We start from the raw sequence: 21,845 nt of genomic DNA, 5'->3' as shown, positions 1-21,845 counted from the left end.
CCGCCGCAAGATATGATCTTCAGCGTTAACATTACATTTTTTTTAACATCATATTATGGAAGATCTCTGACAGTTTTTGTTTTGTATTGAGGGGGAAATCGGCTTTCATCATCCAGTCGTAGTACTGTGGCTCGGCCTTGAGCACTTCTCTGACGGAGCGGCCCTTGTATTTCCCGAAGTTGAAAACTTCTTGTCCACCCTGCATGACGAGGCGTCTGGCGAAGTCGATATAGTCTTCTTCTTTGGTGAATTCTGCCAGGGCATCCACATCCTGCTGCAGGTGTTCATAGCGTCCGAGCTGGGCTTCCAGTATTTCGTAGGTAGCCAGTGCGTCGGCTTCTGCGCTGTGGGCGTTTTCCAGTTGTTTATCGCAATAGAATTTATAGGCAGCGGCGAGGGTACGTTTTTCCATGAGGTGGAAAATCCGTTGTACATCTACGAATTTGCGTTTGCTGATGTCGAATTCAATGCCGGCGCGGAGGAATTCTTCCACCAGCAGGGGGATATCGAAGCGATTGGAATTGTAACCGGCGAGGTCGCAATTGTCCATAAATTGTTTGAGTTCATGAGCCGCCTGTTTAAAGGTAGGGGCGTCTTTCACATCTTCGTCCTTAATACCATGAATTGCTGTAGATCCTGCGGGGATCGGCATTCCGGGGTGAATACGTTTTACTTTGGACTGGGTTGTTTTGTCCGGAAATACTTTAATGATCGCAATTTCGATGATACGATCAGAAGCTACGTTAGTACCGGTAGTTTCGAGATCGATAACGGCCAGCGGCCTTTTGAGGAGCAAAGAAGGCATTATATATAATGTTTATATTTTGTGATTGGGAAGATTTAGTGATTGGGTAATAGTTCTTTCAGTTTGCCGAAATCGAGGCCGTCGTACGTACCGGAGCTCATCAGGAGCAGGTTGGTGTCGTGGTATTGCTGGGCATGCAGGAAGGCTTCCAGGTTTTCCCGGTTGGAGAAAACGTGGAGGTCGTTGCGGCCGAAGCGTTGTTTTACCAGTTCTGGTGCCAGGTCGGGCATTCTTTTAATTTCCAGGGCATGTTTGCTGTAAAACACGACGGCTATATCTGCGCTATCTAATGCGCCCTGGTATTGCTCTAGGAAGTCAGCGTTGAGGCTGCTATAGGTATGCAGTTCCAGCACCGCGATGAGTTTCCGGAGGGGAAACTGGTGGCGGGTGGCTTCCATGGTGGCTTTTACCTTAGAAGGGGCGTGTGCGAAGTCGCGGTAAATAACGCAGTGTTCATTTTTCGCCACCAGTTCCAGTCGCTTTGCGGCGCCTTTGAAGCTGGCAATAGCGGCGAGAAATGCCTCATCAGAGAGTCCCAGCTGGTTGCATACCAGTTTGGCGGCGTGGAGGTTGAGCAGGTTATGATCCCCGAACACTTCCAGGCTGGCGTGGTGATCCCCGAAAGACACCTGTGTAACCCCGTTGGTAATGCGGTGTTCCGGCAATGCGTAAGGGATCAGGGTGAGGTGTTGCCCGGTGGCGGTAACCAGGTTGGACAATTCGGCGTCGGTACTATTGTAAATTAGTACTTGTCCGGGATCCATCTGGCGTATAAATATGGCAAATTGTTCTTTATAGATTTCGTAGGTGGGAAACACGTTGATATGATCCCATGCAATGCCGGTTAATACGGCAATTTGCGGATGGAGGAAATGGAATTTCGGTCTTTTTTCGATGGCGGAGGCGGGGTATTCATCCGCTTCGCATACGATGACCGGGGCGTCGGTAATGTTTACCGATTGGGCAAATCCTTCCAGTTTGGCGCCTACGAGGTAGTCGAATGCATGGTGCTGGTGCTGGAGGGCATGCATGACCATGGCGGTGGTGGTGGTTTTGCCGTGGCTACCACCGATGGCTACCCGTGTTTTATTTTTACTTTCCTGGAAGATGTATTCCGGGAAGGAGTATATTTTGAGTTGTAATTCCCGGGCTTTAATCAATTCGGGGTTGTCTTCCCGGGCGTGCATGCCGAGGATCACGGCGTCGAGATCGGGCGTTATGCGCGTAGCGTCCCAGCCGGTATGGTCCGGCAAGATGCCTGCCAGCCGGAGGTTTGACAGTGCGGGTTCAAATATTTCGTCGTCGCTGCCGGTTACCTGGTAGCCTTTATTTTTGAGCGCAATGGCCAGTTGATGCATTACGCTGCCGCCTATAGCAATAAAATGTACTTTTGTCATAACGCTGAATATTTTCGGGCCGCCCGAAAATGACATTGTTGTTTTTTTTAATGTATTTTCTATATTTGCAAAATAACGTCACAAAAGACGATTAAAAAAGTTGTCGTATCATATTCCTGTGAAAAATTCGTTTTAGTTATAATATTTTAAATCTCCCAGTATGCAATCTTTTGTAAGAATTTTGGGCTACACCGGTATGGTTTGTATCTTTGCGCTTCTCTTAACGTCCTGCGCAACGCACCAGAAACTTGGATGTCCGATGAGAGGCATGGCGAAGACGCACGCGACAGCACCTAATAAAGCATGTTAAAAAAATGAATTGGAAAACGTTAACCAGCGAGGAACAACTATCTGAGATCAATGCCGCATCTGCTCATCAGCCGGTAGCTATCTTTAAGCACAGCACGCGTTGTTCTATCAGTTCGATGGCAAAAGCGAGATTGGAACGGGCAGGTGAGCCGGCAGGGTTAACGTTTTACTACCTGGACTTACTGTCTTACCGTCCAATATCTGATAAAATCGCCGCACTATACCAAATACCTCACGAATCTCCCCAGGTACTGCTGATCCGTAATGGCGTTTGCATTTACAATGAGAGTCACAGTGGTATCCTGATGGATGAAATTGCTGATCAGGCGGGGTTATAATCTCCCGGTTTTATAAAGAACTGTCACCCGGTAACAGATAATAGGCTAGCTTTGTGTCATCAACAGCATAGCCAAATGAAACATCGTATAGTAGTAGCAGTTACCGGGGCAAGTGGTTCCATCTATGCCCGACAGTTGTTACAGAAGCTACAGGCAGCGCATGCGCAGCTGGACCAGGTAGCCGTTGTAATGACCGAAAATGCCAAGACTGTATGGGAAACAGAACTGAGAGACGAAGATTATAAGCAATTGCCTTTCCGCTTTTATACCCAGCAGGACTTCCATGCACCTTTTGCTTCCGGTTCCGGAAGGTTTAATACCATGATTATTTGCCCTTGTTCTATGGGTACGCTGGGGCGTATTGCCACTGGTATTTCGAACGACCTGATCACCCGCGCGGCCGATGTGGTATTGAAAGAGCGGCGGAAACTGATTTGCGTGGTCAGGGAAACGCCCTATAACCTGATACATATTAAGAACATGGAGGCGGTAACAATGGCCGGTGGCATCATTTGTCCGGCTACACCTTCCTTTTACAGCGTGCCCACCACCCTCGAAGAAATGGCCGCCACCGTGGTAGACCGGATCATTGACCTGGCTGGTATAGCACAACAAACCTTCCGCTGGGGTAGCGATAATAAAGAGGATTAACTATCTTAGCCGCATTCATCAATTTTATAACCATTATCATGCAAATAGCTATTATTAACGGGCCTAACTTAAACCTGCTCGGGAAGCGTGAAACAGGCATTTATGGCAGTGAATCTTTCGAACAATATTTTAAGCACCTGCAGAGACATTTTCCCGACGTCACGTTTACTTACTATCAAAGCAATGTAGAAGGGGAACTGATTAACTATCTGCATGAAGTGGGTTTTTCCTACGATGGTATCCTGCTTAACGCGGGCGCCTATACGCATACTTCTGTTGCCATCCGGGATGCTATTGCCGGGATTAAAACACCGGTGATGGAAATCCATATCAGCAACGTATATGCCCGGGAAGAATTCCGGCATACCTCGCTGATTGCGCCTAAGTGCGTGGGTTGTATTTGTGGCCTGGGATTGAAGGGCTACCAGTTGGGAGTGGAGTATTTTGTGATTGATTAGCGAGTATATCAAACAAAACAATAATGCATTAAAGCCGCAAAGGAACTGTCAGTTCTTTGCGGCTTTACTTTTTGGTTTCTTTCCGTGTGGATACTTTTTTTGTTTATTCCCTTGAAATACATATACTTGCAGCGCTCGAAATAATCAATATTTTCATCACCGTTATCCAGAAAACCACTTCTATGAAACACTATCACCTCAATGGTCAGGCGCTGCTGGCGCTATTTTTAATGGCCGCTCTCGTTTTTACAGGTTGTAAAAAAAATGACGACCCCATACCACCCCCCACCCCCAGTTTAGCGCAGTTGTATGCCCAGGCCGTACAGGATGCCATGGTGGCGGATAGTAGTGAAATTACCGATCAGCTGTGGCCCATTACGCCCACCAACCCGGATTTACAATGGAAAACCATCAACGGGCAGGCATATGTGCTAATGGGTACCTTTATGCGTTATCCTTCCAGTTATCCCGCCGGCGACTCCATTACCACGGTATGGGGGGATGCCTGGCTGTTTATTCCCAAACAGATGAAAAACAAGATTGGTCCTTCCTTTACGGCCAGCTCTGATACCATTCAACGTATTTGCCAGCTGTTAGGACTTCCGCCAGTGAATGCCAAAACCAATACGCATATATCCACTATGTGGGTAAAGGCTGATCGCTTGTACCGGCCGGCCGGCAACCCGGCGATCGACACTAAAACTACCGGCCCTGTGCTGGTGAGCGGTGTATCGGCCGATTATACCACGTGGTTTAACAACTATATTATTTTCGCGTATTATCATCCGCTTACTTCCGCTACGGATTATCACTATCCCTGGACACGGATGGGATATACTTACGATTGGGCGCCGGGCGCCAAGCATGTGGGATTGAGCGAGTATGTGATGCAGCCCAATTCAGGCGCCTGGGTAGAGCAGACCACCAGGGCACAGGATTTCTTTAAAAATTAGCTGAAAGCGTAAAGCAAAAAGCAAAAAGCTATTGTCGAGAATGATTAAAGCGAATTTTAAATACTCGCTAACTTCTTCTCCACAATAGCTTTTTGCTTTAGGCTTTCTGCTCTTATAAATACTGAAAATTCGTCTTAGGCGTAATATTCAGCAGGGTATGATAAATAAGCTGGATGGTATTTTCGATATCATCTTTCTTCACCATTTCCACGGTAGTGTGCATATAGCGGAGTGGAAGGCTGATGAGGGCAGAAGGTGTGCCATCGTTACTGTACGCAAAAGCGTCGGTATCGGTGCCGGTGCTGCGGCTTACGGCGTGTAGCTGGTATGGGATATCGTTCTTTTTAGCTGTTTTGATAATCAGGTCGCGGAGAATGTTGTGTACCGCCGGACCATAGGTGATGCTGGGACCGTTGCCACATTTGATTTCTCCTTCGATGTTTTTATTGATCATCGGCGTGGTGGTATCGTGGGTTACATCGGTAATGATGGCCACATTGGGTTTAATGCGTTTGGCAATCATTTCTGCGCCCCTTAAACCTACTTCTTCCTGCACGGCGTTGACGATATAAAGACCGAAAGGCAGTTCCTGTTTCTTTTCTTTCAGCAGGCGGGCTACTTCTGCAATCATAAAGCCGCCGATGCGGTTATCTATGGCACGGCAGATATAGTAATCGTAGTTCAGCTCTTCAAATCCATCTTCAAAAGTACATACACAACCTACATGGATGCCCAGGTCTTCTACTTCTTTACGGGAGCGGGCGCCACAGTCGAGGAAGATATTTTCTACTTTAGGTTGTGGTTCTTTACCATCTCCGCTGCGAATGCGGGTATGTATGGCGGGCCAGCCGAATACGGCTTTCACCATGCCTTTTTCTGTATGGATATTTACTCTCTTGGAGGGAGCAATCTGTTGATCAGAGCCACCGTTGCGGATAACGTAGATCAGTCCTTCCGGTGAGATATAGTTTACAAACCAGGAAATTTCATCGGCATGTGCTTCAATGACTACTTTAAAAGGCGCTTTAGGATTGATAACACCCACTGCGGAGCCATAGGCATCTACGAAGTGTTCGTCGATATACGGCGTGAGATATTTCAACCAGAGCTTTTGTCCTTCTTTTTCAAAGCCGGTCGGAGAAGGGTTATTCAGGTAATTGGCGAGGAATGCCAGCGATTCCTTGGTAAATATTGATTTCTGTTTTTTAGACATAATGTTCCAGATTGAGACCGGACAAATGTAAGGAAAATAGCTTTTTAGAGATTACCCAGCAGGTATAACAAGGCAGATAGTGCCATAAATCCATCGAGTACGAAATAGAAGAGGTAGTCAGAGTCGGTATGCTGCGCTTTACGGGTGATGAGGGCGGTAGTAATCACCGGCACCATCAACGTTATGATGGCAGGCAGGGTAGAGAAGGGACCCATGAGTCCCGCTGATACTGCTGCCATGAGCAATGCGAAATAGTATAACCTGTTGAGATTTTTTTCATCGAGATAGGTGATGAGGCTGCGGATACCTTCTTTTTTATCGGATTCCAGGTCGCGGTAGTCGAACAAAATGCAGATGGCATAAATCAGGAAAAAGCGGTGGAGGGAGAGGAATACCAGCGCTTCTACCTGGAACTTGCCGGCTACCAATGCAGGTAATATGGTAGTAACGTAGGTCCATACAAACGTGAGGAACAGGGTTTTGCCAATAGCTATTTTGCTGAGCCAGCGGAAGGCAGCATGGGGTAGTTTAGGCGCTGAATAAAGGAAGGTAAGGATGGCGCTGCCGGAGAGCACCAGCCAATGTTCCCGGAGTTGCCAGAAAAACCAGAGCGAGCCGATGGCGCCTATACCACAGAGCAGGAGCATGAGGACGCGGTGCCGGTTGCCCCAGCGGATTCGTTCCGAAGAGGAATAGGTGCCGGGCGTAAGGTACCAGTGGAAGTTATAGCTGCAGATAGTTGAAAAGAAAACAAAGAGATAGAAGGTATTTTCCGGGTATTGAAGATCCAGCAGTCGGTTGGTTTGCCAGATCATCAACAGTGCGCACAGCGAAATATAGATCGATGTGAAAAGGATAAAGTTGAAAATTTGTCGAAACATAGTAACGGGTGTGCTTTTACCTATCGGCGGTTGGCAATGGGGCGCACTGCCAACCGCTGATGCCCAGCTACTACAAAGGTATGTTGCCGTGTTTTTTTCTCGGCATATTTACCACTTTATTTTCCAGCATTTTGAATGCTTTGATCAGTTTGATCCTGGTTTGATCGGGTGAGATGACTTCATCGATATATCCTTTTTCTGCAGCCAGGTAAGGGTTCGCGAATCGTTCGGTATAATCGGCCACCAGCTCGTTCATGCGTGTTTCCGGATCGGGGGCGGCATCAATTTCTTTTTTGAAGATGATTTCTACTGCACCTTTTGCGCCCATCACGGCGATTTCGGCCTGGGGGAAGGCGAAGTTGAGGTCGGCTCCGATATGTTTGGAGTTCATCACGCAGTAGGCGCCGCCATAGGCTTTGCGGGTGGTGACGGTCAATTTTGGCACCGTTGCTTCGCAGAGGGCATACAGCAATTTAGCGCCATTGGTAATGATACCATTCCATTCCTGGTCGGTACCGGGGAGGAAGCCGGGTACATCTACCAGTACCAGCAGGGGCACATTGAAGGCGTCGCAGAAGCGGGTAAAGCGGGCGCCTTTCACGGAGGCGTGTATATCGAGTACGCCGGCCAGGTGTGCTGGCTGGTTGGCCACGATACCGATGCTTCTGCCGGCAATGCGGGCGAAGCCTACGATCATGTTTTCTGCAAAGTCTTTGTGTACTTCGAAGAAGCTGCCCTCATCCACGATCTGTTCAATAGCTTCCTTCATATCGTAGGGCTGATTGGGATGCAGGGGGATCAGGGTGTTAAGGGCTTCCCTGCGTTCGTTGCCAGGCTCGTAAGGGTATACAGGGGCCGTTTCTTCGCAGTTTTGCGGGATATAGCTCAGCAGTTGCTTTACATATTGTATACATTCCACTTCGTTGGCGCAGGCGAAGTGTGTTACGCCGCTTTTGGCCGCATGGGTTTGGGCGCCGCCCAGTTCTTCCGAGGTTACTTCCTCATGGGTAACGGTCTTTACCACATTAGGACCGGTCACAAACATATAGGACGTTTGTTCCACCATGAGGATAAAGTCGGTGATAGCGGGGGAATATACGGCTCCGCCGGCGCAGGGACCCATGATGGCGGATATCTGGGGAATAACGCCAGATGCCCTGGTATTGCGGTAAAAGATATCGGCATAGCCACCCAGGCTAACCACGCCTTCCTGGATACGGGCGCCTCCACTATCGTTAAGCCCGATCACAGGTGCGCCGTTTTGTATAGCCAGGTCCATAATTTTACAAATCTTACGGGCATGAGGTTCAGAGAGGCTGCCACCGTAAACGGTAAAATCCTGGGAAAATACGTAGGTAAGGCGTCCGTTAATAGTACCATAGCCGGTTACCACGCCATCGCCGAGGAATTGTTCCTGGTCGGCTGTCTGGCCCCGGTTGCGGTTTGTTACCAGCATATCCAGCTCTTCGAAGGAGCCTTCATCCATCAGCAGTTGTATCCTTTCCCGGGCGGTGAGCTTACCCTTTTTATGCTGGGAAGCGATACGCACTTCGCCGCCACCCAACATGGCTTCGGTTATCTTCGACTGTAATTCCTCTAATTTATCCATATGCTAGAAATGAGTGGTAAAACTAAAAATAAAAGGATTCCTTAATTAAAGGAATCCCTGCAATATCGTAAATGTAAGTTAATTTAGTTATTGTGCATTGTATGGAATGCCTCTGGTGCCAACGGTATCGCTAAAGTTACCGGCATTATCCTTTATGAATACTACAAAGTGAATGCTGTCGTCTGCGATAAAGGGGTGCGATATTTTGAATTCTGTAGGCAGCAGGTTGATATATACGTCGGCGTTTACATTATTACCTTTGTTAGCGCCAATGCTGCCCATTTGTTTAATGGAATACAGGGTATCGGAAGTGCCGGAATTTCTATATCGAACAGCTATCCAGAGGGAGTCTTCGATGTCGCCATCTCCATCCCGGACATTCATAATAACGCTCAGTTGTTGCAGGGTGTTTGTAACACTATCCGCTGTATATCCTTTGAAGGTGAGAATAGGTTTGCTACCTATCTTATCTTTTTTACAGGCGTAAAGTAATCCGGCCACCAGGAACAAAAACAGAATTTTCTTCATAAAACAAACCTACATTAATTTAGGAAATATACAAATATTCAGCTATCTCTACCCTTCTTCCTAAAAACGTTTTTTCATGCCAATTGTTACTTACTGGCGTTAGATTTATTCTTCTCCCTAACTTTGTCAGATTTTAAAGCCAGCTATACATGACCGTGGTATCACCGGACACTATTTTTTCACTGCAGGGAGGCGGACTGGAAGCCGCCGCCCTGGAGCTTTTCCGTTACCAGTACCGGGAAAATGACCTGTACCGGGCCTATACGGATGCCTTGCGCATTGCGCCGGCTTCCGTAAAGAGTATCCTGGAAATTCCTTATCTACCGATACAATTTTTCAAATCCCATACGGTGGTCAGCGGCACTTTTGAGCCGGAGCTGCTATTTGAGAGCAGCGGTACCACCCAAACCATCAACAGCCGCCACCTGGTGAAGGAATCCGCCATTTATACCCGTAGTTTCATGACGGCCTTCGAACAGTTTTATGGGCCGGTAGATGATTACGTGATCCTGGGACTGCTGCCTTCTTACCTGGAGCGGCAACATTCATCGCTGGTGAGGATGGTGCAGGAGATGGTGACCCGCAGTGGTCATCCGGAGAGCGGCTTTTATTTGTACGAACATGATAAGTTGTATCATCAGTTACGGGCGCTGGAGGCCAGGGGACAGCGGGTATTGTTAATTGGGGTCACTTTCGGGCTGCTGGATTTTGCAGAGCAGTATACCCTGGATCTGCGCCATACCATTGTGATGGAAACGGGTGGGATGAAGGGGCGCCGGGAGGAATGGACCCGCCAGGAAGTACATGCGTTCCTGCAGGAACGTTTGGGCGCTTCCGTTATTCATGCTGAATATGGGATGACAGAGCTGTTGTCGCAGGCCTATTCCAAAGGGAATGGTTTGTTTGCCACTCCTCCCTGGATGAAAATTTTGCTGAGAGATGAGAATGATCCGTTTCAGCTAAGCACCGGTAAAGGCGCCGGGGTTATTAATGTGATTGACCTGGCCAATATCCATTCCTGTGCGTTTATCGCCACGGAAGATATTGGGCGCATACACGCCAATGGTTTGTTTGAAGTGCTGGGCCGACTGGATAACTCAGCATTGAGAGGGTGTAGTCTGATGGTGAGTTGAGTTACTCGGCCATAGCCGCTATTTGCAGCAATGCCGGTAATTTAGCCGGTTCATGCATCATGGTAGAGAGCGCTGACATATAAGGAAAAGAAAGGTGGTCCATCCCAAATTTGTGTAAAAGATATACATCCAGTTGTTCCGGGGAGCTATGTCCCTGGATATAATCGCCCAGGTAGAACAGGAAGCGCTGTCTTTCCTTCTGGGAAAGCAGTACCAGGGCCACTTTATCTTTCAGGCTGTCGTGATGTGGCGACTGGAAGATTTTCAGGGCCTGTTTATAGTCTGTGAGCGTTAACTCCTCAAAGGAGGCCGGTAACAGCTGTGTGCAGAAATAGTCAACCGCAATGTCGTTAAAGAATGAAACGGCTTCCATATCTGGTTCATTATGCCAGGTAGCCCACTGGTACAATTGTTCTGGCGTGATAAACCCGGTGAGGACGGCTTCCAACTGGTGAATCATGCCTTCCCGGGTGGGAGCGGTATCGGTAGCGTGGGTGATGGCACTGACGATATCCTGGTAGAAATTTTCATTTACCTCGTTGGCGACCTGAAACAGCAGGCGGCTAACTTCGGTATGTATGTTTTCCTCTTTTTCTTCCCATGGGGCAACACCACGCAGCTCTTCGATCAGCTCCTGTCTTGTTTTAGTACCGCGTAGATACGCTTTTAATAGTGTAACAAAGTAAGTGTACGTTACAGGCGACATTTCATTTTTCATGGGCCGAGTTTAATTCATATTTCATTGGGTACCTGTCAAAATTACTATAAAACGCCGAATAGTAGTAGGCCCCCTATTGCCATTTACCATTCCTTTGGTGCCGGTTATCCGCCTTTAACATTTTTTTGGGTTCGTGAGAAAACCAAAACAGGTATATTTCCGTAAGCTTTTTTTAGCGATATACCTCACGGGTATAAGCAACAAAAAGATTGCAGTCAACAGTACTACAAGTTATGACAACCTGTAATCCAACGGTGTGGGTAAAGTTATATGCAGACGAATTGTATAAATTTGCCTGTAGCCGGGTATCAGATACCGGGCTGGCACAAGACCTGGTGCAAGACACTTTTCTTAGCGGCTTACAGGCTATGCACCAATTCCGGGGTGAAAGCTCAGAGAAGACCTGGCTGCTGGCTATTCTTAAGAATAAAATAAATGATCACTATCGTACGTCGGGTAAAGCTGTTATGACAACAATTGATGTTGAAGACCCTGACCCACAGTTGATTTTTTTTAATGAGAAAGGACATTGGCGTAAAGAGATGGCTCCCCGGCCATGGACTACCGATATCAATGACAAAGCGGAACAGGCCGATTTTTTCCGGATATTAAGAACCTGTATGGATAAATTAACTAGCGTAGGCAAGGCGATTATACAACATAAATATCTTGATGAAAAAAAATCTGCGGATATCTGTAAGGAACTTTCGCTTACTTCGTCTAACTACTGGGTGATCATTCACCGCGCCCGGTTGCAATTAAGGGCATGTCTTGAAAAAAATTGGTTCAGTAATTGACAATGGGAAAACATTTACATCACCTGATGCCCTGTTGTAAAGATGCGACGATGTTGGCAGAGAAACGTTTACAGCAGGAACCACTGACCTGGATACAACGACTGGGATTAAAATTCCATTTACTGCTATGTGTGTACTGCAGGAGATATGTAAAGCAGATAGCTATTATACACCGGCAGTTGCAGCAATACAGGGAGGCTGCTTTTACCGCTCCCAATGAGCAGGTAAAGCAGCAGTGGGAAGCAGTGGTGGCGGCATATTTAAAAAATAATGAGAACAACCTGTAAGGAAAATTTCATCACTGCGTCTAAACAACTACATACATACTTTTTTCACTCCGTTTTTTTAAAAATTCTAAGATCATGAAAAACAACAAAGCCATCAACAAAAATGTACTGTTTTCCGGTTCACTGGTAGCCGGCGCTATTATGGGTTTAGCTTCCCTGCAGGTGTCTGCGAAACCTGTTAGTTACACTAACCTGGGTTCTGGCGCAGCTGTGAGAAATGCATTAACAGGTACTTCCAGTGCTACTGCTAACACTATTGAGCTGAACTGCGGCGCAAAGAAAGACAGTGCCTCTGCCGGCAAATCAAAAGACGGCAAATGCGGACAAGGCAAATGTGGAGAAGGAAAATGCGGTAACAAAAAAGGCGGGAAAAAAGGCGACGCAAAAGGCAAAGCCAAGCCAGCCCCAACTAAATCTGGCCGGTAATTTTTTATCAGCAGGAAAGGCTGGTGCAATACGCAACCATCAGCCTTTCCTCATTTTTTGAACACCCTAAATCGTATCATCATGGTAGGTGTTGGTTTCAGGCGGGAGTTTGCCGAAGAACTGATCAGCGGGGAGCATATCAGGCCCGATTTTATTGAATTGGCGCCGGAGAACTGGATGAACATAGGCGGCTATTGGAAGAAGATATTGCACCGCGTGGTAGAAAAATATCCCGTATTATGTCATGGGCTTTCGTTATCGATTGGTAGTCCCGATGCGTTGAATAAGGAGTTTCTCGCGTATGTAAAAGCATTTCTCCAGGAGTACAAAGTACAGTTATATTCAGAGCACCTGAGTTATTCCAAATGCGACAATGCACATATGTACGACCTGTTGCCCATTCCTTTCCGGATGGATGCAGTGCAGCATATTGTATCGCGTATACAGCAGGTACAGGATTACCTGCAGCGCCCGCTGGCGATGGAAATCGTATCATACTATACGCCGGTAGCTGCAGAAATGAGCGAGATTGATTTTATTAATGAAGTGGTAAAGCGTTCTGGCTGCCAGTTATTACTGGATGTAAATAATATTTATGTAAATGCTTTCAACCATCAGTACGATGCAAAGGCATTTATTCAGCAACTGCCGTTGGGCAGCGTTGCCTATATACATATGGCAGGGCACGAACAGGTGGCGCCCGACCTGATTATTGATACACATGGCGAACCTATTATAGACCCGGTGTACGACTTGTTTGAATGGACCCTGGCGCATCTGCAACCGGTACCTGTATTACTGGAAAGGGATTTTAATATCCCGGAGATGGCTGAATTACAGGGGGAAATATCAAGATTGAAAAATATTTGTCACAAACAATGGAAGTTGAAAGATGAACTTGTTGCCTGACACTTACCATATACAGCAAACTTTTTCGGACTGGTGCAGAACCGGCAAAAAAGTACAGCTGCCCGGTGTAGCTACCGATAGGTTGGCACATTACCGGCGCCTGGTATTTAATAATATCCATGATACCATGGAAAATGCTTTTCCCATTGCCTTTAATAATATCCCCACCCGCAAGTGGGATAAGATGGTGAAAGATTTTTTTGCACATCATGCCTGTCAATCGTACCAGTTATGGAAATTGCCGTTAGAGTTTTATACCTATGCGGTAGAGCATAATTGGGACGAGCAATACGATATTCCTTACCTGAACGACCTGCTGGCATTTGAGTGGGCAGAAATGGAACTATATAACATGGAAGACATTCCTGCGCCGGCCTACTGTATAAAAGGCAACTGGCTGGATACGCCATTGGTATTGAACCCGGAGCACCGGCTATTGTCGTTTAGATGGCCGGTTCACCTGAAGGCCAAGCGCAGGGAGTTGATGCCCCGTAAAGGCATTTACTTCGCATTGCTATACCGTCATCCGGAAACGGGCAGCATCCAGTTTACGGATTTATCGCCCTGGCTGGCATTTTTAACAGAGCAGCTGGCCATTGGAATAACGGTAAGGGATATACTGGATTATGCGCCACAGTTGAATATAACGGATACGGATACACTGGAATCGGATACGCTGGCTTTTTTAAAGGAGATGCAACAGCAACATTTTGTATTGGGATTTCAATCATAATTTATGCGTACATATGCCCGGCTGGCCCGCCGTTTATCGGTGATCAGCGATCTTCCACTATTATTGATGCGACTGGTATTGGCTTATGGTTTTTACCTGCCGGCCAGGATGAAGTGGAGCGATATACATGGTATAGGAGATTGGTTTAAACAATTGCATATTCCTTTACCTTATATCAGTGCTTACCTGGTAGGATGTACCGAGGCAGCGGGCGTGGTGTTGTTAACCCTTGGCTTGTTTGTACGCTATATTACGCTTCCGCTTATGTTTAGTATGGTAGTGGCTATTGCTACTGTTCACTGGAGCAACGGGTTTGCTGCGGGGGATAACGGCTATGAGATACCGTTGTACTACCTGGTGATGTTATTTACCCTGCTGGTATTTGGTGGAGGAAGGATAGGCGTCGACTATTTCCTTGAGCGTTCTTAGCTGGTTACCCGTTTTTAGATATAACAACGTGACGGCCCCTTATAAAAGTAGGTGTGGCGACCTTCAATATTTTTTTAAAATAATTTGAAAAAAGCTATGAAAAATCCATTTAGCTAATTACATTTGGAAAGTAGCGTTTGTAGTGACAACCAAAATTTAAAGAGTATTGATAGTACTGATAGACATAGAGACCCTACGTTTGCGACAGTTACCCGCGGTGTGTTGGTATTAGCAATTATTGAAATCCAGAGCGACAGATTGTTTAAAATTTCACGTTAAATAAAAATTCCCATGAGTCATTGTTCATTGCAACCTGTCCGGGTGGCCCGATGCCCCTAGCATCCTGGCGGTGTGTTTCCACAGATTACAAGTATTGCCCTGTTGCGCGTATGCGATATTTTGCATGCGGCCTGACGGCTATTGTCCTGTTGTAGTCACTGTTGGCGTGTTGATTTAGCGGTGTTAGTCCTTTCCCTGCGAGGGGAGTGGGCATGTTATGCCTTTTTATGTATTTGAAAACTATTGTTGGTGCAAAAATGATTTTGCGCCCTGGAAGTCGCATTCCTAAAAATTGCTTGTATGAAATACATTTACCTTTTGTTTTTCTTATGCCTGTGTACATTGGAAATACAGGCCCAGCGCACGTTGTATAGGAATACTGGCAGTGACTCCAGTAGTACTGCCAATGCTGATTCCATTATTCTTTCAAGGGTAACCAGCACCAAACGCGATACGATTGGCTACCTGCCTAACAACGAACTTTTTCTGAAACGAAGTGTCAATGGCGCCGTATCCACTGTGGATATCGGTGAAGTAAAGAAATTGCCTTATGTGAGTATAGACCAGATGCTGCTAGGAAGGGTAACGGGAGTGGATATACGAACGCCGTCTGCCGAACCTGGTAAGCGGAACAGTGTATTTATCAGGGGGACGTCTTCATTGTTGCTGGGTAACCGGGATATCTTTTATGCACAGCCGGCATATGTGGTAGATGGCGTGCCTTTAATCATGGATCATGCCTTTGCCTATGATATCCAGCGTTTCGACTTTAACCGGATGGGGACGGAAACCAATTTGTTATCGTTCCTGGATGTAAATGACATTGAGCGGATAGAGGTATTGAAAGATTTTGGCGCCAGTGCGCAGTATGGTCCCAATGCGGCCAATGGCGTTATCAGTATTACTACCAAAGCACCTAGGGTAGGGCAGATGCAGGTATCTGTAAATGCTTATGCAGGGCTGTCGCTTCGCCCGCAGGTAGATGCGGTGAACGGAAAATACGAGAGTGATTTCAGGTTACCGTTTTATCAAAAGTATGCGAATGAAACACAGTGGCGCAGCTTTCCACGCTACCTGGCCGACTCTTCACAGGCGAGATATTTTGGCCCTGCCAACTGGGATGACCTGTTTCTCAGAAATGCCTTTACAGATGGTATACAGGCATCGGTAAGCGGTGGTACGCCCCTGGCTAACTTCCGCTTTAGTATAGGGCAGTCATCGCAGCAAGGCGTGTACGACAAAACGGGCATCCGGCGCTATGATGTGAACTTTGGTATCAACATTCAGCCCTTGAAAAACCTGGTGTTTACCACACAAGTAGCCGTAGCTAACCTGAACCGCAAACGCAATGAGTTTATCCGGGACCGGGCCGGCGATGAAGATTACCTGTTCAACTACGGTTCGCCATTATCGCCTAATAAAGCCTACCTGCAGCAGTATTACACGGCCCTGGACAATACGATTAACCGGAACAAGAATAACTCTGCCCGTATTATCGCTAATGTGAAATATAGCTTTGCCGGTCATTTCACCTGGAATACACGCTTCGCCATCGACTACGGACAGAATTTCCGCGACTATTTTGTACCTACCTCGCTGGGAGAAGGAAATAGCTATGTGTCCAACTTCGACGGATTAAACAAAAGACTGGTGCTGGACAACTCGCTGCGCTATGAAAATACTTTTTCCGGGAAACACCACCTGGAAGTGACGCTGGGGCAATATGGGCAATGGGACAAATGGCGCTATGATTATGGGCGTGCATACAAAGGCTCCAGCGATTATATTAAAATATACCAACCCGGATCGGACGATCAGAAGGAAGGGCGGTTTGGAAATTTCCGGCTGATGTTTAATACCAAAGATTTTACGCAGTCGAGGCTGGCTTCTTTTTACAGTAACATCGGCTACAATTTTGACGGTAAATATTTTATATCCCTGTACGTGAGAAGGGACGGCACTTCTTACCTGGACACCGATCATCGCTGGCTGGTATCTCCTACCGTATCTGCTTCCTGGAAAATATCCCAGGAGGATTTCCTGAAAAACGCTACCTGGCTGAATAACCTGCAATTAAGGGGCAGCTGGGGCCGGGTGGGCCGTTTGCTGATGGATGAATATTACAGGGGAGGCCCGGTATACAATGTAGACGCGGGTTGGAACGGGGTGCCTAATATGTCGACCTACAATGCATTTCCTGTAATCAACGCTGGCTATACCACCGGGTACATTGTTCCCGGCACTTCCTGGCCGGTTGTAGAGCAGCTGAATGGTGGTATTGATATCGGTTTGTTCCAGAACCGGGTGAGAGCTTCCCTGGACGTATATGCCAAAACAGACCGTAACCTGGTACTGAAAATTCCAACGCTGGAAGAGGAAGGGTATACCGGTATTGTGAAAAACGGGATGACCATCCGTAATTATGGCTATGAATTATCTGTCGAAGCAGATGTGGTAGGCAGAGAAAAGTTCCGCTGGACAACCGGTATCAGCGCGTATACCAACCAAAATAAGCTGCTGGCATTGCCCGATGGACTCACCGACCTGGTAATCAGCCAGCGCCGCTTCCTGGTGGGCAAGCCCACCGATCGCTATTGGTTGTTGATCAACGAGGGCATTTACAACTCCGATGGAGAAGTACCAGTGAATCCAGCTACCGGTAAGAAGATGACCTACCAGGGCGTTACCCTGCGCAAAGGCGATCCCCGCTGGAAAGACCTGGACGGCAATTATGATATCAACGACAAAGACAGGGTAATGAAAGGCCGCTTGTCGCCTGCGGTGATGGGTAGTTTTACGAATACCTTTTACTATCGCGACTGGGAGTTGAATGCGCTGGTGAGTTACGCCTTTGGCCGTAAAATTATTAACCAGGCATTAGCCAACCGTTTTGATTTTGCCAACAGGGAAGGGATAGATGATCCCAAGGCCATTAAAGAAATCAGCTGGTGGTCGAAGGTAGAGGGCGACTATAGTAAGGTACCGGCTTACAATCCCTGGAGTGCCGTTTATGCTTACCAGCCAGATCAGACCTTATTCCTGGCAGATGGTTCGTTTGTAAAACTGCGTGCTGTTACCCTGGCTTATAACCTGCATTCCGCCTGGATGAAACGGTCGGGTATAGATCACCTGCGCATCTATGCTACAGGCAATAACCTGCTGACGTGGAGTCCTTACAAAGGCGGAGACCCTGAAGCGGTGAGTTATTTCGGCTATGATGAAGGCTATTATAACTGGGCCGCTCCCCGTACGTTTACCCTGGGCTTCAATTTTCAATTCTGATGTTTAAAACCAAGATCATGAAAAATATTGCTGTTGCCGGAATGCTCCTGTTCCTGGCGGTAGGTATGTTGTCGTGCAAAAAAATGTTAGATGTGCCCTCGCACCGGGCGCTGACAGAAGCGAATATGTGGCAGACCAAAAATGATGCGCGCGCTGGTTTATCTGCCTGTTATGCGTTGATGCGGGCGGCCATGGCTAATGAAAATGCGCATTGGGTATACGGTGAATTACGTGCCGGAGATTTCCAGGTAACCAAGCGTGGCGACCTGCAGGCGGTGGTAGAGAGTAACCTGAACGCCAGCTTTTCCACCATGGATGAATGGCGCGACTGGCGTAGATTTTATACAGCCATTGCGCAATGCAATCTCACCATTGCCAAATTACCCCAGGTGACCATGGCCGACTATCGCTATTCAAAAAACGACCTGCAATTGGATATTGCCCAGGCTATTTATATCCGTGCTTTCCTGTATTACTATATGGTGAGGATCTGGGGAGATGTGCCACTGGTAACGGTGGCGAGTGATGGTACTGCCAAAAGTATTACCCGGGAAAACTGGCAGAAAGTGCTCGACTATGCAGCGGCAGAGGCCCTGCGCAGTATAGATGGGCTACCCTGGAAATACAATGGGAAATCGCCGGAACAACAGGGTGATTACCGGGGGCAGGGAGAGTCGCATCATGTTTCCATCACCATTACTAAAGGGATGGCCTATACGTTGTTAGCGCATATTTATACCTGGAAAGGCCAGTATGACAAGGCACTGGAATATGCCAATACAGTGATCAATAATCAGTCGAATACCGGCTACGGTTTTGTAAGCCTGAATGATTTGACCCGTTTGGATGGTGCATTCCGTGGCCGTATTCCGGCTAATATTTTCCAGATAGATATGAACTTCGACCATGCGGAAATATCCTCTACTGGTCAGCTGGAAGACTGGACCCTGCGAGATCCGTATATCCCCAAGCAGGAATCGGAGATTTATGTTCCCCGCGACAGTATCTTAAAAATTTATGGAGAACCCCATGAGCAGCGTGCTGATTATTTTTTCACCAAGCTGGATGATGCCTATCCCATCTTCTATAAAATAAAACAAATCAATACCAGTGTGAAAGACCCTGTATTGAAGATGTATTCCTCCTGCATTATTGTTTTTCGTTACGAAGAGTTATACCTGTTGCGTGCAGAAGCCAAAGCGCGTTTAGGAATGACAGCAGATGCGCAGAAAGACCTTAACCAGATAAGGGGCAATCGCTCGCTGAAGGCGGTAAATGCGGGCTTAGCGGGAGAAGACCTGCTGGATGCGATCCTGTTGGAAAGGCGGAGGGAGTTGATGGGAGAAGGCTGGTACTGGTATGATCTCATGCATTTTAAACGGATTCCCCGGTTTACCAAACTCACACAGGCAGATGTAGACCGGGGCGTAGCTTTCTGGCCTTTGTCGCAGGAAGCACTGTCCAACAACAAATCCCTGACACAAAATAGTTTCTGGAAATAATCAATTACAGCCATGAAAAATTATTTATTACTACTGGCATTGCTGGGGTGTTTTGCCTGTAAGAAAGGGCTGCAGGACTACCGGCATGCCAAGCCGGTATCTGAGGTAAAGGTAAGTACCTACGACTTCCTGCAACAACAGAACGGGCTATATGATACCCTGTTATTACTGATTAACCGGGTACACCTGGCGGACCTGCTGAAAAATGAAAAGGTCACTTTTTTTGTGCCACAGGACATCAGCATTCAAACAGCTATGCGCAACCTGAATTTTGCGCGGGCACGTCTGGGCGATGCCGGCAACTGGACGTTGGACAGCGTGCCTGATATCGTATGGGATAGCCTGTTACGCCGGTACATCCTTGCCGGCATTGTAGATGCCGACTCGCTGCGATATGCCGACGGCAGCGACCTGGTATCGCTGTACAAGCATGGGATGAATGGGAAAGTGGCCGGCACCAATGCTTCGGGGCAGGTAGGTGGTGGTACAGAGGTGATACAGTTTGCCGACCGCAATGAATCCCGGTTTATAAAAGACTGGTCGGTAGCTTTAACGCAAAACGTGGATATCACCTCCAAAAATGGCATCATGCATATCCTGGAAAGCAGGCATGTGTTTGGGTTTACCTCCTTTGTGGGCAAGGCTTATCCACGTTCGCTGGAACCTATACAGGGACCCTATTTAGGATACCCGGTGGAGATACCTGGTATTGTGAATGCGGCTGATTATGACGAAGGGCCTAAAGAAGTAGCGTTTCACTACAACAATCCCAATGGTAATCATAACTACCGCCCTGATGCGCCGGGTACGGAAAACTGTTCGCAGGGTGATAACCAGGTCAGCGCGGGAGGCAACTACAATATTGGCTGGACCAGCGATGGCGACTGGGTAAGGTATACCGTGAACATTAAGGCTGCGGGCAAATACAAAGTGGAGCTGCGCATTGCTGGTAATGGCGGAGGAATTATTTACCTGGAGATAGATGGGGTAAAAGTATCTGATGAAATTCCGATTCAGGGTACGGGGGGCTGGCAAAGCTGGCAGGGCGCCTTTGGTACCGCAGACCTGCCTGCTGGCGTACACCAGATGAAGGTACGGATCAAGAAGGCAAACCTCAACCTGCACCGCATCATTTTCACGAAATTATAAACCGATCCACAATGAATACGCAAGTATATAAGTATATCATGGCCATAGGGCTGTTGCTGGCTGGCAGTAGCTGTTACAAGGCTATGTTGCCAAAAGAGAAAGCTCACTTCAGTAATAACTGCAATTTCGACGGAGATACCTATGTGGCTTATTTCGGCCGTGCCAACGTTTCTTACGGAAAATTCAATCCTGATTATTCCACGCAGCCACTCACTTTTGAGTTGCAAAACATACAACGCCCGGATGGTGCGCAGGCGCCGGAGTTCAAGCAGGAGGTTAATACCTGGCAGTGGAAAACCTACTACAGCGGCACAGAAAAGAGCGTAGATGAAATCAATGCCAAACGTATTCAGGTAAAACGTCCGCTGATGGACCTGCAGGCCAATTCCGGCAACCTGGTATTCTGGTCAACGGATACGGCTGTACTAAAACCCGGCATATATACTTTTGATATCCTCGTAAAGAATGAAGGAGGGCAGAAGCTTTTTCAGAAAAGGAAGCTGGACCTCCGCCGTCCGCGCCCCTATGAGCCTTATGAGTGGGATGCTGTGACGGGCCTGCCATTGGCAGCCGACAAAGGAGGTATTATCCATCCTTCGGTATCTGGTATCAAAGACCAGCTTAACAACGAGCTGAAAGCGGAAAATATCAATGTTTATTTCCGGAAAACAGGTACGGCAAAGAATACCATTTCCTTTAAGTTTTTTGATAAAGACTCCCTACCTATTCGTTTGCCCGCTTTCAACATCACCAAATGGGACAGCCTGGCTTACCGCAGCAACACCATTGACGCGCGGGTATATTTTGGCTTTAACCGCAAGATGACAGCAGATAGTACAGTGGTAACCTGGGATATTCCGAATCCCTTCCCGGTGCTGGCAGATGTGGGGATAGACGAGAAAGCGAGCATCAACTTTTCGTATGAGCGTATTTCTTACGGCGTACGTACCCCTGCTTCGCTGGGGCTCACCTTTGCCCTGTTTGAAGCTGGTAGCTGGGATGTGATCATCAAGTTTAAGGTGAATCCACGGTTTAGTAATGATTAACCTATTCTGTAAA

The 21,845-nt window shown here is 47.4% G+C and carries 22 protein-coding genes; 15 read left to right on the top strand and 7 right to left on the bottom strand.

Annotated features, from left to right (window positions below; translation table 11 throughout):
* Positions 1 to 31: 31 nt before the first annotated feature.
* Entirely contained in the window at positions 32 to 805 is a 774-nt protein-coding gene (locus tag FHW36_RS19395; protein ID WP_145671247.1) for a 3'-5' exonuclease, read from the bottom strand.
* Positions 806 to 840: 35 nt separating this feature from the next.
* The gene (locus FHW36_RS19390) at positions 841 to 2,202 is read right to left on the bottom strand and encodes a UDP-N-acetylmuramate--L-alanine ligase (RefSeq protein WP_145671246.1); all 1,362 of its coding nucleotides are present in this window, start codon (positions 2,200 to 2,202) and stop codon (positions 841 to 843) included.
* A 314-nt stretch (positions 2,203 to 2,516) separates the two neighbouring features.
* Between FHW36_RS19390 and ytxJ the strand changes: the two genes are divergently transcribed.
* The 4 genes from ytxJ to FHW36_RS19370 all read left to right on the top strand — a co-directional run bounded on the left by ytxJ (position 2,517) and on the right by FHW36_RS19370 (position 4,911).
* Positions 2,517 to 2,849 carry a bacillithiol system redox-active protein YtxJ gene (gene ytxJ, locus FHW36_RS19385; protein WP_145671245.1) on the top strand — a complete coding sequence of 111 codons (333 nt, stop codon included), beginning with the start codon at positions 2,517 to 2,519 and terminating at the stop codon, positions 2,847 to 2,849.
* Positions 2,850 to 2,924: 75 nt separating this feature from the next.
* Positions 2,925 to 3,500, top strand: coding sequence for a UbiX family flavin prenyltransferase (locus tag FHW36_RS19380; RefSeq protein WP_145671244.1), 576 nt, complete (start codon positions 2,925 to 2,927; stop codon positions 3,498 to 3,500).
* Positions 3,501 to 3,538: 38 nt separating this feature from the next.
* Positions 3,539 to 3,958: a type II 3-dehydroquinate dehydratase gene (gene aroQ / locus FHW36_RS19375; RefSeq protein ID WP_145671243.1), complete on the top strand. Its 420-nt coding sequence runs from the start codon at positions 3,539 to 3,541 to the stop codon at positions 3,956 to 3,958.
* A 182-nt stretch (positions 3,959 to 4,140) separates the two neighbouring features.
* The gene (locus tag FHW36_RS19370) at positions 4,141 to 4,911 is read left to right on the top strand and encodes a hypothetical protein (RefSeq protein ID WP_145671242.1); all 771 of its coding nucleotides are present in this window, start codon (positions 4,141 to 4,143) and stop codon (positions 4,909 to 4,911) included.
* A 112-nt stretch (positions 4,912 to 5,023) separates the two neighbouring features.
* Here FHW36_RS19370 and FHW36_RS19365 read toward each other — a convergent pair whose 3' ends face one another.
* The 4 genes from FHW36_RS19365 to FHW36_RS19350 all read right to left on the bottom strand — a co-directional run bounded on the left by FHW36_RS19365 (position 5,024) and on the right by FHW36_RS19350 (position 9,142).
* Positions 5,024 to 6,124, bottom strand: coding sequence for a M42 family metallopeptidase (locus tag FHW36_RS19365; RefSeq protein WP_145671241.1), 1,101 nt, complete (start codon positions 6,122 to 6,124; stop codon positions 5,024 to 5,026).
* A 44-nt stretch (positions 6,125 to 6,168) separates the two neighbouring features.
* Entirely contained in the window at positions 6,169 to 7,005 is an 837-nt protein-coding gene (locus FHW36_RS19360) for a UbiA family prenyltransferase (RefSeq protein ID WP_145671240.1), read from the bottom strand.
* Positions 7,006 to 7,075: 70 nt separating this feature from the next.
* The gene (locus FHW36_RS19355) at positions 7,076 to 8,614 is read right to left on the bottom strand and encodes an acyl-CoA carboxylase subunit beta (protein ID WP_145671239.1); all 1,539 of its coding nucleotides are present in this window, start codon (positions 8,612 to 8,614) and stop codon (positions 7,076 to 7,078) included.
* A gap of 87 nt (positions 8,615 to 8,701) precedes the next feature.
* The gene (locus FHW36_RS19350; protein WP_145671238.1) at positions 8,702 to 9,142 is read right to left on the bottom strand and encodes a hypothetical protein; all 441 of its coding nucleotides are present in this window, start codon (positions 9,140 to 9,142) and stop codon (positions 8,702 to 8,704) included.
* Between the two features lie 149 nt (positions 9,143 to 9,291).
* Between FHW36_RS19350 and FHW36_RS19345 the strand changes: the two genes are divergently transcribed.
* Positions 9,292 to 10,275 carry a LuxE/PaaK family acyltransferase gene (locus FHW36_RS19345; RefSeq protein ID WP_145671237.1) on the top strand — a complete coding sequence of 328 codons (984 nt, stop codon included), beginning with the start codon at positions 9,292 to 9,294 and terminating at the stop codon, positions 10,273 to 10,275.
* Position 10,276: 1 nt separating this feature from the next.
* Here the strand turns inward: FHW36_RS19345 and FHW36_RS19340 are convergent, their stop codons facing one another.
* Positions 10,277 to 10,993, bottom strand: a complete 717-nt coding sequence (locus FHW36_RS19340) for a hypothetical protein (protein ID WP_145671236.1) — start codon at positions 10,991 to 10,993, stop codon at positions 10,277 to 10,279.
* A 233-nt stretch (positions 10,994 to 11,226) separates the two neighbouring features.
* On the opposite strand from FHW36_RS19340, the gene FHW36_RS19335 reads away from it, so the two are divergent.
* From FHW36_RS19335 to FHW36_RS19290, 10 genes are all read left to right on the top strand, one after another.
* The gene (locus tag FHW36_RS19335; protein WP_145671235.1) at positions 11,227 to 11,790 is read left to right on the top strand and encodes a sigma-70 family RNA polymerase sigma factor; all 564 of its coding nucleotides are present in this window, start codon (positions 11,227 to 11,229) and stop codon (positions 11,788 to 11,790) included.
* Between the two features lie 2 nt (positions 11,791 to 11,792).
* Complete coding sequence (locus FHW36_RS19330) at positions 11,793 to 12,077, top strand: hypothetical protein (protein WP_145671234.1); 285 nt, start codon at positions 11,793 to 11,795, stop codon at positions 12,075 to 12,077.
* Positions 12,078 to 12,152: 75 nt separating this feature from the next.
* Positions 12,153 to 12,503: a hypothetical protein gene (locus tag FHW36_RS19325; RefSeq protein ID WP_145671233.1), complete on the top strand. Its 351-nt coding sequence runs from the start codon at positions 12,153 to 12,155 to the stop codon at positions 12,501 to 12,503.
* A gap of 81 nt (positions 12,504 to 12,584) precedes the next feature.
* Positions 12,585 to 13,412 (top strand): HvfB family MNIO-type RiPP peptide maturase, encoded by an 828-nt coding sequence (locus FHW36_RS19320; protein ID WP_145671232.1) that lies wholly within the window; start codon positions 12,585 to 12,587, stop codon positions 13,410 to 13,412.
* Positions 13,396 to 14,145 carry an HvfC/BufC N-terminal domain-containing protein gene (locus FHW36_RS19315; protein WP_145671231.1) on the top strand — a complete coding sequence of 250 codons (750 nt, stop codon included), beginning with the start codon at positions 13,396 to 13,398 and terminating at the stop codon, positions 14,143 to 14,145. The genes FHW36_RS19320 and FHW36_RS19315 overlap by 17 nt, the downstream gene beginning before the upstream one ends.
* 3 nt (positions 14,146 to 14,148) lie before the next feature.
* Positions 14,149 to 14,574: an HvfX family Cu-binding RiPP maturation protein gene (locus tag FHW36_RS19310; RefSeq protein ID WP_145671230.1), complete on the top strand. Its 426-nt coding sequence runs from the start codon at positions 14,149 to 14,151 to the stop codon at positions 14,572 to 14,574.
* Between the two features lie 579 nt (positions 14,575 to 15,153).
* Positions 15,154 to 18,135 (top strand): SusC/RagA family TonB-linked outer membrane protein, encoded by a 2,982-nt coding sequence (locus FHW36_RS19305; protein ID WP_145671229.1) that lies wholly within the window; start codon positions 15,154 to 15,156, stop codon positions 18,133 to 18,135.
* Positions 18,136 to 18,152: 17 nt separating this feature from the next.
* On the top strand, positions 18,153 to 19,637 hold the full coding sequence (locus FHW36_RS19300) for a RagB/SusD family nutrient uptake outer membrane protein (protein WP_186452533.1): 1,485 nt from the start codon (positions 18,153 to 18,155) through the stop codon (positions 19,635 to 19,637).
* Between the two features lie 12 nt (positions 19,638 to 19,649).
* Positions 19,650 to 20,786 (top strand): carbohydrate-binding protein, encoded by a 1,137-nt coding sequence (locus tag FHW36_RS19295; protein WP_145671227.1) that lies wholly within the window; start codon positions 19,650 to 19,652, stop codon positions 20,784 to 20,786.
* 11 nt (positions 20,787 to 20,797) lie between these two features.
* Positions 20,798 to 21,832: a DUF5007 domain-containing protein gene (locus FHW36_RS19290; RefSeq protein WP_145671226.1), complete on the top strand. Its 1,035-nt coding sequence runs from the start codon at positions 20,798 to 20,800 to the stop codon at positions 21,830 to 21,832.
* Positions 21,833 to 21,845 lie beyond the last annotated feature (13 nt).

Source organism: Chitinophaga polysaccharea, from assembly GCF_007829335.1.
GTDB classification, from domain to species: Bacteria; Bacteroidota; Bacteroidia; order Chitinophagales; family Chitinophagaceae; genus Chitinophaga; species Chitinophaga polysaccharea_B.
This window is presented reverse-complemented; position numbering and strand designations above follow the sequence as displayed.